Below are 12,177 nucleotides of genomic sequence, written 5' to 3'. Positions count from 1 at the left end.
CACCGCACCGGCCCGCAGCGTTCAGGGCCACCACACTCTGACCGAAAGGGAACTTGATGACACAGACCTATGCACCCACCTACGCCGCACAACGCAGTTGGCTGGGCCGTACCGAGGACTTTCTTGACGACAAGGGCAAAGGGGCCTGGATCGCCGCCATGGTTGTCGGTTTCATTCTTTTCTGGCCGCTTGGCCTTGCCCTTCTTGCCTATATGATCTGGAGCAAACGCATGTTTAAATCTTCGTCTTGCAGCAAACGCGCCCGCCGTGGGTCTATCACCGGGCGTTCAACCGGAAACGCCGCCTTTGATGCCTATAAGGCCGACACCCTGGCCCGTCTGGAGGAAGAGCAAACCAATTTTGAAGCCTTCCTGAGCCGTCTGCGCGATGCCAAGGACAAGGCAGAGTTCGACCAGTTCATGGCCGAAGGCTCCAAAAACGACGATGATGCGCAAAAGGCCTAATGCCTGCGCTTTCAATCAAAACCCCCTCCGCCACGGCGGGGGGCCACTATTCACAAGGGACAGGACATGATGACCCCCACCACCCCCGATCCATTCGACCAGCCTGAATTCTATAGCGGTATTCCGACCAAGCGGTTCATGGCTTGGGTTGTTGACGCCCTGCTGGTGTTGATCGCCAGCGTGTTGATCCTGCCGTTCACCGCCTTCACCGGCCTGTTCTTTTTCCCGCTGCTGATGCTGATGGTGGGCTTTACCTACCGTGTGGCGACGCTTGCCAGCGGGTCGGCCACTTGGGGCATGCGCCTGTTCGGCATGGAATTGCGCACGGCGCGCGATGAACCGCTGGATCTGGCCTCGGCGTTCTTGCATACTTCGGGCTATACGGTCAGCGTTGCCATGATGCCTTTGCAGGTGATTTCGATCATTCTGATCTGCGCCACCTCGCGCCATCAGAGCCTGAGCGACGTGATCCTCGGCACAGTCCCGCTGAACCGTCGTGTCGAAAGCGTGAACTGACCCAAACTTGTGCTTGGCGCGCTTTGGACCAGTTGTTAGAATTTCCTCCGAACAACAACGGATTTTCATGCGCCATACACTTCCCATCGCTCCGCAGTTCTATGTGACTGCGCCCCAGCCCTGCCCGTATCTGGACGGCCGGATGGAACGTAAACTGTTCACCGCGCTGCAGGGCGACTCCGCGACCAAGCTGAATAACAGCCTGTCGGGGCAAGGCTTCCGGCGGTCGCAGAATGTACTGTATCGCCCGTCTTGCACGGATTGCGCGGCCTGTCTGTCGGCGCGCATCAACGTAGCCGACTTCACCCCCAGCAAAAGCCAGAAGCGCACAATCAAGCGCAACGCGGGGCTGACGCGGCGGGCGACTTCGCCTTGGGCCACGGAAGAGCAATACGACCTCTTCCGCACCTATCTTGACAGTCGCCACGCAGACGGTGGCATGGCCGATATGGATGTCTTCGAATTTGCCGCGATGATCGAGGAAACCCCGATCCGCAGCCGTGTGATCGAATATACCGATACCCAAACCCGCGAGCTGATTGGCGTCTGCCTGACAGATGTGCTCGATGACGGGGTGAGCATGGTCTATTCGTTCTACAGCCCTGACCGGCCCCGTGACGGGTTGGGTAATTACATTATCCTTGACCACATCGAAATCGCCCGTGCGGCGGGTCTGCCTTATGTATACCTGGGCTATTGGGTGCCCGGCAGCCCCAAGATGGGCTATAAGGCCAAGTTCTCTGGGCTTGAGGTCTATATGGGCGGCGCGTGGCAGAAGATGCGCAACCCCGATGATTTCGAACCCGAACAGCATCCGCTGAACACCGACCCGATTGCCGAACAGGTGGCGAATATCGCCCTCCCCGATCTGAGCCCGACCAAAGGGTAAACCGGAGCGCTGCGGCACATTGAACCGCTGCCATCCGCTGAAACGAAAAAGGCACCCCGCGGGGGTGCCTTTTGTTTTTGTGGTGGCCTGACCCCCGATCAGTTGGGGATCAGGTCCGGCACGATGGTCACGATGACCGGGAACATCCACAACAGCGCCAGTGCCCCGACCTGGATCAAGACGAAAGGAATGATCCCGCGGTAGATATGCGAGGTGGTGACGCTCGCCGGGGCCACGCCGCGCAGGTAGAAGAGCGCGAAGCCGAAGGGCGGTGTCAGGAACGACGTTTGCAGGTTCACCGCAATCATGATCGTCACCCACTTCGGGTCGAAAGTGCCGCCGTAGATCACCGGCCCGACAATCGGGATCACGATGTAGATGATCTCGAGGAAGTCGAGCACGAAGCCCAGCACAAAGAGCACCAGCATCACGATCAGGAAGACCGTCAGCTCGTTGTCGAAGCTTTTCAACCACTGCTGGATGTAGTGTTCGCCACCAAAGGAGATCACCACAAGGTTCAGCAACTGCGACCCGATCAGGATGGTAAACACCATCGAGGTCACCTTGGCCGTCTCGCGGACCACGGGGCTCAGCACGCCCGAGGTATAGAGGATCCAGCACGAGAACAGCAGACCGAACACCGCGTATAGATACGCGCCATAGGCGACGAAGAAGGCAAACCAGCTTTCGACGCTCACGCCCTCTTGGTTGATGCGCAGGTCAAAGTTCACGCCGACAAGGATCGCGATCAGGATGGCCAGGGTTGACCAGATGATCACCTTGGGCGAACGGTCCATATCCTTGAGCTTACGATAGGCGGCCAGCATGATCGCGCCACCTGCCCCCAAGGCCGCAGCAGGCGTCGGGTTGGTGATCCCGCCAAGGATCGACCCCAGTACCGCAACGATCAGGACCAGCGGCGGGAAGACCACGCGGATCAGCTCGTTACCGGCGCAAAGCTTCAGCGCATAGACCACACCATACATGACAGCCACGAAAGGCAGCGCCATCAGCAGCACCATCGCGCCCGAGGACGTAGCCGGACCGACCAGCAGGATATCGACCAGCAGTGTCAGCACCAGACCGATGCCACCGATGATCAGCGGCCGTTTGTCCGCCGATGGTGCGACACCGCGACCGGTCGTCATGACCAGCGCCAGCAGGATCAGGATGATCGCAACACCGGTCCCGATGGGGGCGGCATTGGCAATCTTTTCAGCTTGCTTGGCGGCCAGCGCTTCTTCGGTCAGTTTTTCGCTGGCCTGTTGACCGCCCGCCGCCTCGATCGCGGCTTGCTCGGTTACCGCTTGATCCCATGCGCTTTGCCCATGCAGTTCGATCATCGCGGCCTGACAGGCCTCGCCTACGTTGGTGCGCAGGCTGGCACCCTGCCCGATGTCGCTAAAGCTGGACACGACAGTCGACTGGCTGCCCACGATGCCAAGGTTGCCCAGAACAATCGTGCCCACGATCAGCAGGGCTGGCATGCCAAGGAACCAGGTAAAGCCTTCGCCCCGCGTGATGGGTTCCGCATTGGTCGCCCCCATTGGCACTGCGGGGGCTTTTTCCGGGTTCAGCAGCGCATAGACAAAGGCGTAAAGCGCATAAAGCAGCGCCAGCATGATCCCCGGCAGCAACGCGGCCTGGAACAGCGTACCCACAGACACAACCGCGGGCTGGCCAAGGTAGGTCAGCGCATCGGTACAGCCTACGGCGGTGGCACGCGCTTCCTGGGCGGCGGAGTATAGATCGCCCGCCAATGTGCCCAGAAGGACGATAACGATGGACGGCGGAATGATCTGCCCCAAAGTACCGGAGGCTGCGATGACGCCTGTCGCGATTTCAGGCGAATAGTTGTTGCGCAACATCGTCGGCAGCGCCAGCAGCCCCATGGTGACAACCGTCGCGCCCACGATCCCGGTAGAGGCCGCAAGAAACGCGCCCACAACCACAATCGACACCGCCAGACCGCCGGGCAGCGGGCCGAAGACGCGCGCCATAGTGGTCAACAAGTCGTTCGCGATCTTCGACCGTTCAAGCGTGATGCCCATCAGAACGAACATCAGAACCGCCAGCAGCGTCTCGATCGACTGCCCCGCCAGAACGCGTTCGTTCATACGGTTCACGATAAAGCTGACGTTCCGGTCCAGCGCGACTTCCCAGCCTTGGGGGAAGACAGATTCACCGATCAGCGGCAAATCCGGATAGCGGAATTTCGATACCGCGTCATTGGGAACGCCCGAGTTCACCAGATCGCGATAGGCTTGCGACGATTGGTCAATCGCCTGATGCACCATCAGACCCGCACTATCGAGTGCGGCGATGATACCGAAAGAGATGATGCCAGCACCGCCGATGGCAAAGGCCACCGGGAAACCGGACAGGATGCCGCCAAAGAGGCAGGCAAAAACAATGATCAGGCCAATTTCGACCCCGTCGAGACCAAATAGCATGGGACGCCCCTTGAATTAATGTGTGCCCTCATAGGCTTCTTCGCCCTCGCCCAACGTATCGCGGTCGAGATATTTATCTTCGCTTTCAGGCCCTTCACGGAACTCTAACAAAGCGCGATAAAACACTGATATTGCTTGCAAGATCACCATTGCGCAGAAGGCACACAGCAGGATCTTGAACAAGAAGTAGCCGTTGAACCCATTGGGCGAAAAGCCGATGGTTTCCACGTTCCACTTGAGCAAGCGCGCCTTGCGCAGCAGCAGCTCCAACCGGTCAGAGGCCGATGGGTTCGGTGTCACCAGATGGCGCCACAGGAAGAACCAGCCATAAAGCCATGTGACAATCGCGAAGGGGATCATGAAGAACAGCGCGCCGAACATGTCGATCACGCGCTTGGTACGGAATTTTGCGCCGGCATAGAAGAGGTCAACGCGCACATGCCCGCCTTGTACAAAGGTGTAGGACACACAAAGACAGACGACCAACGCATTGAAAAGCTTCAACTCTTCTGCAAACCAGCTGATGTCGAACTGCAGCGGAATACCAAAGCCGATAGAGATATCGGGCCGGGTGAAAATACGTTGCATGAAGACAATGATGATCTGTTGCAGCACCATCAAAAGCCCGGCCCAGGCAAAGAAACGCCCGGTGACATTGGCGAAGCCTTCAAGCCCGCGCACACATCCCCACATAACGCTGCGTTTCCAGATGCCGACAGCCGTGACGATCAGCAGCCCGACGAGCAAGACAAAGAACAGCTCGACCGAGGCACCGTAATAGATGAAGCGCATCAAGGCTTCGCTATTGGACCAGTCCAGCCACATGGACGGGTTCAGCACCGCTGCAAAGAAATTGTAGAACGCTTCAAGTAGGTTGCCCAGAATGAAGCTGATCAGGTTGCCTTCCTGGAACTGGTCCAAGCAGCTGATCTTGGCCCCTTCCGCCGCGCGGAAAAATCCAGCGCATACTGCATCTTCTGCCATTGATATCCCCCCTTCGCCCGCCCGGTTTCAGTGTGGGCTTGGTGCGAAAATTATCCTCGCTTTGCGCGCCCGTTTTCCGGATCGCAAAGTCGCGTGCGGGGCCGCCCAAAGGCAGCCCCCCTGTCATCCCGTGGGGATGGCTTACATTTTGCCCAGAACGCGCTGGCGCTGTTCGACATAATAGGCGTCGGATTTGGACAGCCATTCAGCCGATGCGGACAGCGAGGATTCAAAGCTGTTGCGGATGTCGGCGAACAGGGAGTCGTCCATGTTCTCGTCCATAACCTCTTTGGAGGCCGCACCGAATGCATCCCAGACATCATCGGGGAACTGCATGGTTTTCACGCCCTGCTGCTGCAGACGCGCCAAGGCGGCACCATTGTTGGCGAGTGTTTCGGCCAGACCGGTGTGCGTGGTCGCCATCGATGCATATTCGATGATCTTCTGCTGTGCCGGTGTCAGGTCGTTGAACACGTCAAGGTTGACCGATGCGGTCAGGCCCGACCCTGGCTCGTGGAAACCAGCGGTGTAGTAGATCTTGGCGACTTCCTGGAAGCCCGCGCGCTCATCCGCGAAGGGGCCAACCCACTCCAGCCCGTCAAGCGCGCCGGAGGACAGCGCCTGATACAGTTCGCCACCGGGGATGTTCTGAACAGACGCGCCCAGTTTACCCAGCACCTTGCCACCCAGACCGGGCATACGGAATTTCAGGCCGTTGAAGTCCGCGGCAGAGTTGATTTCCTTGCGGAACCAGCCACCGGACTGCGAACCGGAGTTACCGGCGAGGAACATCTTCATGTTGAAGATTTCACCGATCTGGTTGTGCAGGTCATGGCCGCCACCGTGCAGATACCAGTTGGTCAGCTCTTGTGCTGTGGCACCGAAAGGCACGGCGGTGAAATACGCCAGACCGGGGTGCTGGCCGATGAAGTAGTAGTCAGCCGCGTGATACATATCCGCCTGACCGGAGGAAACGGCGTCAAAGACCTCGAACGCGCCGACCAGCTCGCCCGGGGCTTTCTTTTCGATGGTCAACGTGCCGTCAGACATCTCGTTAACCATGTTGTTGAGGTAGGTCGCGGCGTCATCAAGCACGGCAAAGCCACGGGGCCATGCGGTGACCATGGTCAGCGTGCGTTTGCCTTGGGCGTACAGCGGTGCGGCCAGTGTCGATGCAGCGGCGGCAGACCCGCCAAGCGCGGATGTCTTCAGAAATGAACGACGGTCCATATTGGATACTCCTCCCGAGTTATATGAGGGTGCCCGCGCTTCATTATATGCGCGCGGGTCATTTCAAGTGTCGTTCACTCTACGCAAAAGCGAATGGTTGAAAATACCAACTACTGCGTAGAGGGTGCAGATTTACCGCCAAAATATACGGCAAATATCCCGCCGCACCTGCCATATGTTGTGCATACACGCGTATAGCGGGTGAATTGTGACTGCATCTAGCACTTTGATTCGCGTGGATTTCCCAGTATCAGCGCTGCATGCGCCGCCCGTCTTTCATGATCGCCCCCACCTACGCCCAAAAGCTGACGCTCATCGCCTCTGTGCCGCTGGTGCTGGCGGTGACGGCGATTGCCTTTGTCGTGGCACTGCAGGCGCGCGCGGTGGCCGACCGAGAGATTTCAACGCTCGAACAGCAGTTGCTGGACGCCAAGAAGGTAGAGCTGCGCAATTATGTGACACAGGCGCGCAACGGCTTTTACTTCGTCTACGGGTCCGCCTCTCCTGATGACGGGGCGGCGAAATCGCAGGTGGCGCAGATCCTCGCGGCGATGATCTATGGCGAGGAAGGTCAGTTCTTTGTCTATGACTACGACGGCACCGCCCTTGTCAGCCCGCGCCAGACGGACCGGATCAACCGCAACTTTGCCGGCGAAACGGACAGCGACGGCACGCCCGTGGTGGACGAGCTGATCCGCATCGCGCGGAGTGGCGGCGGGTATCACACCTATATGTGGCCCAAACCCTCTACCGGAGAGGATGCGCAGATGATCACCTATGTCACCTCTTTCCCCAGTTGGCAGTGGGCCGTGGGGACGGGTGTGTTCATCGACGACGTGCTTGCCAGCGGGGCCGCGGCGCGATCCGACGTGCAGGCGCGGGTGCAGCGCACGTTCTTCTATATTGGCGTTATTACGGTGACCGCCCTGCTGCTGGTGTTTGGCACGGGCATGCTGGTCAACCTGCGGGAACGGCGGCTTGCGGATGCGAAGCTCAAAAAGCTGACGCAGCGGGTATTTGACGCCCAAGAGGAAGAGCGTGGCCGCGTGGCGCGCGAACTGCATGACGGCATCAGCCAGATCCTGGTGGGGGTGCGCTATGCGCTCGACAATGCGCGACGCCGGCTTGAAAGGGGCGACGCCCGCGCGGCAGAGCCTTTGGCAAAGGGGATCGACAGCCTTGCGCAGGCCATCGCCGAAGTGCGCCGTATCAGCCGTGACCTGCGCCCCAGTATTCTGGATGATCTCGGCCTTGGTCCCGCGCTGAAAACGCTGGTCGAACAATTCGCCCTGCGCACCGGTATTCAGTGCCGCTTTGACACCGTGGTATTCCGCAACCGCCTGGACGACGAGGCCAAGATCGCGCTTTACCGGATCGCGCAAGAGGCGCTGACCAATATCGAACGTCACGCTCGCGCTACCGAAGTCATCGTCGATCTGCGCGGTCACCGACAGGGCGCGACGCTGTCGATCTCTGACAACGGGCTGGGGCTGGCCAAGACACGCTCCACCGCCGGAGGGTTGGGCCTGCGCAATATGCAAGAGCGGATCGAACAGCTAGACGGTACGCTGACCATGCAAACCTCTGCCCAAGGCGGCACCGAGATTACCGCTACCGTCCCGCTGACCCATATGCTGCGTCCGCCGCCGACCGCCCTGCCCTAAGCCCTGATATGCCCTTTCCCGAAAGCTGCCCCATGACCCTTTCAGACACCCAGCCGCCCGAGTTGATCAAAGTGATGATCGTGGACGATCACCCGATGGTCGCCGAAGGCATCCAGTCCATTCTTGAAAGCTATGACGATATCAATGTGGTCGGCTGTCTGCCCAATGGCCGCGCCGCGATTGAGAGCGTCGCGGAACTGGACCCTGATGTGATCCTCATGGACCTCAACATGCCAGAGATCGGCGGGCTGTCCGCGACCGAGATTTTGCTGGAACGCCAGCCCGACACCCGCATCGTGATCCTGTCGATGCATGACAACCCCGAATATATCTCTTCGGCGCTGAGCCACGGTGCTATGGGGTATATCCTCAAGGATGTGCCGACGGACGAGATCAAGCTGGCGATCGATACGGTGATGCGCGGCGAACGGTATCTGTGCACCGGCGCGCAAGGGTCGCTTGAACCCAAGGATGCCGCGCGTGAATCCCTGACCGAACGCGAACAGACGATCCTGTTGCAACTGGCACAGGGGAAATCCAACAAAGAGGTCGCGCTGACCTTGGATATCTCTGTGCGCACCGTCGAAACCCACCGCAAGAATATCAAACGCAAGCTTGGCATCTCTTCCACCGCAGGGCTGACGCGCTATGCGATGGAACACGGCGTGCTGCAAGGGACCGGAGTGCGACTCTAGCTGATATCGGCCCGAGAAATGCCCCCAATTTTGCAAAAATTAGAAAATTCAGGATTTCGCGCAATAAATGAAAAGATTTTTTGCACCCAGCGACACTTTTATCGACAATAGAGCATTGACGCCCCTTTGTGGCGCTCATAATGTCCATGCACGCAATGAGGGGCCTTTGGCTATGACAGATCTAGCTTTGACAGATATCGTCGTCATTCTAAGACACACGCGCATGGGCCGGTAACGGCAGACCATAATAGTCACCATGCGCCCCCGTCAAAATCGGGGGCTTTTTTTTGCGCAACGTATTTTTTGATAAACCACCGCCTGACGGAGCACCAAGATGACACGTAAAATGACCGGAGCGAAAATGATCGTTCAAGCCCTGATTGATCAGGGTGTCGATACCGTATTTGGCTATCCCGGCGGCGCTGTCCTACCGATCTATGACGAGGTGTTCCAACAAAACAGCATCAAACACGTGCTGGTGCGTCACGAACAAGGGGCGGTCCATGCTGCCGAAGGCTATGCGCGTTCGACCGGAAAACCGGGCGTTGTTCTTGTCACCTCGGGCCCGGGTGCCACCAATGCGGTGACCGGCCTGACGGATGCCTTGCTCGATTCCATTCCGCTGGTGGTCCTGACAGGTCAGGTGCCGACCTTCATGATCGGCTCTGACGCGTTTCAAGAGGCCGATACCGTGGGCATCACCCGCCCCTGCACCAAGCACAACTGGCTGGTGAAAGAGACCGACAAGCTGGGCGGCGTTCTGCACGAGGCGTTCCATGTGGCCACCAGCGGGCGCCCCGGCCCCGTTCTGGTCGACATCCCGAAAGACGTGCAATTCGCCACGGGGGAATACACGCCCAAGAAGCCGTCCACCTCGCATTACCAGCCGCCCGTCAAAGGCGACATGACCGAGATCACCGAACTGGTGGCCGCCATCGAGACCGCCAAGCGCCCGATTTTCTATACCGGCGGCGGCGTCATCAACTCCGGCCCTGCGGCGTCGCAACTGCTGCGCGAATTGGTCGAGGCGACAGGCTTTCCCATCACCTCTACCTTGATGGGGCTTGGCAGCTATCCGGCGTCGGGTGACAAATGGTTGGGGATGCTCGGGATGCACGGTCTTTACGAGGCCAACATGGCGATGCACGACTGCGATCTGATGATCAACATCGGCGCGCGCTTCGACGACCGGATCACCGGCGTTGTCGACATGTTCAGCCCGAAATCCAAGAAAGCGCATATCGACATCGACCCCTCGTCGATCAACAAGATCATCCGCGTGGACATCCCTATCGTCGGCGACGTGGGCCATGTGCTGGAAGACCTGCTGAAGGTCTGGAAATCGCGCGGCCGCAAGACAAACACCGAAGCCGTTGGCAAATGGTGGAAGAAGATCGAGGAATGGCGCAACGTTGACTGCCTCAAGTTCGAGCAAAAGGGCAAGATCATCAAACCGCAATACGCGCTCTCGCGGCTTGAGGCGCTGACCAAAGGGCGTGACCGCTATGTCACCACCGAGGTGGGCCAGCACCAGATGTGGGCCGCGCAATACCTTGGTTTCGAGGATCCGAACCGCTGGATGACCTCTGGCGGGTTGGGGACGATGGGCTATGGTTTCCCTGCGTCCATCGGCGTTCAGATGGCGCATCCTGACGCGTTGGTCATCAACGTTGCGGGCGAAGCCTCCTGGCTAATGAACATGCAGGAAATGGGCACCGCGATGCAATACGGCCTGCCGGTGAAACAGTTCATCCTGAACAACGAACGCCTCGGCATGGTCCGCCAGTGGCAAGAGCTGCTGCACGGCGAGCGCTATTCCCAAAGCTGGTCTGAATCCCTGCCCGATTTCGTCAAGCTGGCCGAAGCCTTCGGGGCCAAGGGGATCATCTGTTCGGACCCCGATGATCTGGACGACGCGATCATGGAGATGCTCGATTATGACGGTCCGGTGATCTTTGACTGTCTGGTGGAAAAACACGAAAACTGTTTCCCGATGATCCCGTCGGGCAAAGCGCATAACGACATGATGCTGGCCGGTGTCGATACACAAGGTGTGATCGACGCCAAAGGATCGGTCTTGGTCTAAGCCGCCAACGGCACAAGGAAACACATCGGCGCGGGGTCGCGCGCCGAGATTGAACAAATCTTAGAAGGACAGTGTCATGTCAGCCCTAAAGATCAAAAAAGGCTCCAACAGCCATTCCGCCTATAACCTACGTCCCAATTTCTCGGATGTGATCGAACGCCACACGCTGGCCGTACTGGTCGAGAACGAACCCGGTGTGCTGGCGCGCGTCATCGGTCTATTTTCGGGCCGTGGATACAATATCGACAGCCTCACCGTGGCAGAGGTTGACCACACAGGCCACCTTAGCCGCATCACCATCGTCACCTCGGGCACGCCGCAGGTGATCGAGCAGATCAAGGCGCAGCTGGGGCGGATTGTGCCAGTACACGAGGTGCATGACCTGACGGTCGAAGGCCCCGTGGTCGAGCGTGAGCTTGCGATGTTCAAGGTGAATGGCACCGGGGACAAACGTGTCGAAGCCCTGCGTCTGGCGGATATCTTCCGCGCCAACGTTGTCGATAGCACCTTGGAAACATTCGTGTTCGAGATCACCGGCGCGCCCGAGAAGATTGACGCATTTGCCGAATTGATGCGCCCCTTGGGGCTGGTGTCCGTGGCACGGACGGGTGTGGCAGCCCTGTCGCGCGGCGACTGATGCGCTGAAGTGGCAGGTTGACGTCTGGCCGGCTTCGGCCGGACTAGGCCTGACCGCGATGGCGGAACTCTACCGGCGGGGCGGCTTTTGGGCGGAATGGAAGCACCTCGCCGCCTGTTTGCTTTCGGGTAATGCCCGCGGAATGGCGCAGCAGTTTGTTCGGCAAATCAGCGTCCGCCTTGGATCGCACGACCTTGGGGTTAAGCGCCTTGCGCAACTTGGCCTCGTGGTAGACCTCGAACTGGACCAGATCACCGGCATCGAAACAGCTCGTCGTCTGGTTCACTGTCGCGGGGTCACCTTGGAAATACGCAAGGTCGCCGTGATCCTCGCACCAGAACACAGCTTTGTTGGCTCGGGCATCGCTCCAAAGTACCACACCGTACATTTAACTGTTCCTTCCAGATGCTTGCAGACATGAGAGATAATCATGTCATTTTTACAAATTGTCGATTTTTTTACGAAATCATTTTGTGTCGCGCGCACCAGAATTTGACGCTGAATAGCGTCATTAAACAGCCGTATATTGCAAATCTCCTTGCAAATTCGTTCAAAGGTT

Annotated in this window: 11 protein-coding genes; 7 read left to right on the top strand and 4 right to left on the bottom strand. The window is 58.7% G+C overall.

Translation table 11 applies throughout. The features are described from left to right. The first annotated feature begins 56 nt into the window (after positions 1-56). From AADW22_RS09170 to AADW22_RS09160, 3 genes are all read left to right on the top strand, one after another. Complete coding sequence (locus tag AADW22_RS09170; RefSeq protein ID WP_407473557.1) at positions 57-464, top strand: DUF2852 domain-containing protein; 408 nt, start codon at positions 57-59, stop codon at positions 462-464. A gap of 69 nt (positions 465-533) precedes the next feature. Continuing rightward, the gene (locus AADW22_RS09165; RefSeq protein WP_005853312.1) at positions 534-980 is read left to right on the top strand and encodes an RDD family protein; all 447 of its coding nucleotides are present in this window, start codon (positions 534-536) and stop codon (positions 978-980) included. 67 nt (positions 981-1,047) lie between these two features. Then, positions 1,048-1,869, top strand: coding sequence for an arginyltransferase (locus AADW22_RS09160; protein WP_005853310.1), 822 nt, complete (start codon positions 1,048-1,050; stop codon positions 1,867-1,869). A 98-nt stretch (positions 1,870-1,967) separates the two neighbouring features. On the opposite strand, the gene AADW22_RS09155 is transcribed toward AADW22_RS09160, so the two are convergent. From AADW22_RS09155 to AADW22_RS09145, 3 genes are all read right to left on the bottom strand, one after another. Further along, a complete protein-coding gene (locus AADW22_RS09155) occupies positions 1,968-4,322 on the bottom strand; it encodes a TRAP transporter large permease subunit (protein WP_005853308.1) in 2,355 nt (784 codons plus the stop codon). Between the two features lie 15 nt (positions 4,323-4,337). Continuing rightward, on the bottom strand, positions 4,338-5,306 hold the full coding sequence (locus AADW22_RS09150) for a TRAP transporter small permease subunit (protein ID WP_407473556.1): 969 nt from the start codon (positions 5,304-5,306) through the stop codon (positions 4,338-4,340). 141 nt (positions 5,307-5,447) lie between these two features. Then, positions 5,448-6,536 (bottom strand): TRAP transporter substrate-binding protein, encoded by a 1,089-nt coding sequence (locus tag AADW22_RS09145; protein WP_005853304.1) that lies wholly within the window; start codon positions 6,534-6,536, stop codon positions 5,448-5,450. 260 nt (positions 6,537-6,796) lie between these two features. On the opposite strand from AADW22_RS09145, the gene AADW22_RS09140 reads away from it, so the two are divergent. The 4 genes from AADW22_RS09140 (at position 6,797) to ilvN (ending at position 11,618) form a co-directional block, all read left to right on the top strand. Continuing rightward, on the top strand, positions 6,797-8,200 hold the full coding sequence (locus AADW22_RS09140) for a cache domain-containing protein (protein ID WP_037944178.1): 1,404 nt from the start codon (positions 6,797-6,799) through the stop codon (positions 8,198-8,200). A gap of 32 nt (positions 8,201-8,232) precedes the next feature. Beyond that, on the top strand, positions 8,233-8,895 hold the full coding sequence (locus tag AADW22_RS09135) for a response regulator transcription factor (protein ID WP_132996665.1): 663 nt from the start codon (positions 8,233-8,235) through the stop codon (positions 8,893-8,895). 334 nt (positions 8,896-9,229) lie between these two features. Then, positions 9,230-10,981 (top strand): acetolactate synthase 3 large subunit, encoded by a 1,752-nt coding sequence (locus AADW22_RS09130; protein ID WP_037944177.1) that lies wholly within the window; start codon positions 9,230-9,232, stop codon positions 10,979-10,981. A 76-nt stretch (positions 10,982-11,057) separates the two neighbouring features. Next, complete coding sequence (gene ilvN / locus AADW22_RS09125) at positions 11,058-11,618, top strand: acetolactate synthase small subunit (protein WP_009826946.1); 561 nt, start codon at positions 11,058-11,060, stop codon at positions 11,616-11,618. A 43-nt stretch (positions 11,619-11,661) separates the two neighbouring features. Here ilvN and AADW22_RS09120 read toward each other — a convergent pair whose 3' ends face one another. Further along, on the bottom strand, positions 11,662-12,006 hold the full coding sequence (locus AADW22_RS09120; RefSeq protein WP_064215740.1) for a hypothetical protein: 345 nt from the start codon (positions 12,004-12,006) through the stop codon (positions 11,662-11,664). Positions 12,007-12,177: the final 171 nt, after the last annotated feature.

It is taken from the genome of Sulfitobacter sp. PM12 (genome assembly GCF_045586035.1).
GTDB lineage: Bacteria > Pseudomonadota > Alphaproteobacteria > Rhodobacterales > Rhodobacteraceae > Sulfitobacter > Sulfitobacter pontiacus.
This window is presented reverse-complemented; position numbering and strand designations above follow the sequence as displayed.

Bases quoted from the DNA above. Each gene is read 5' to 3' on its own strand.
- AADW22_RS09150 (WP_407473556.1), bottom strand. From the start codon at position 5,306: ATGGCAGAAGATGCAGTATGCGCTGGATTTTTCCGCGCGGCGGAAGGG.
- AADW22_RS09155 (WP_005853308.1), bottom strand. From the start codon at position 4,322: ATGCTATTTGGTCTCGACGGGGTCGAAATTGGCCTGATCATTGTTTTT.
- AADW22_RS09170 (WP_407473557.1), top strand. From the start codon at position 57: ATGACACAGACCTATGCACCCACCTACGCCGCACAACGCAGTTGGCTG.
- ilvN (WP_009826946.1), top strand. From the start codon at position 11,058: ATGTCAGCCCTAAAGATCAAAAAAGGCTCCAACAGCCATTCCGCCTAT.
- AADW22_RS09160 (WP_005853310.1), top strand. From the start codon at position 1,048: ATGCGCCATACACTTCCCATCGCTCCGCAGTTCTATGTGACTGCGCCC.
- AADW22_RS09135 (WP_132996665.1), top strand. From the start codon at position 8,233: ATGACCCTTTCAGACACCCAGCCGCCCGAGTTGATCAAAGTGATGATC.
- AADW22_RS09140 (WP_037944178.1), top strand. From the start codon at position 6,797: ATGCGCCGCCCGTCTTTCATGATCGCCCCCACCTACGCCCAAAAGCTG.
- AADW22_RS09165 (WP_005853312.1), top strand. From the start codon at position 534: ATGACCCCCACCACCCCCGATCCATTCGACCAGCCTGAATTCTATAGC.
- AADW22_RS09145 (WP_005853304.1), bottom strand. From the start codon at position 6,536: ATGGACCGTCGTTCATTTCTGAAGACATCCGCGCTTGGCGGGTCTGCC.
- AADW22_RS09120 (WP_064215740.1), bottom strand. From the start codon at position 12,006: ATGTACGGTGTGGTACTTTGGAGCGATGCCCGAGCCAACAAAGCTGTG.
- AADW22_RS09130 (WP_037944177.1), top strand. From the start codon at position 9,230: ATGACACGTAAAATGACCGGAGCGAAAATGATCGTTCAAGCCCTGATT.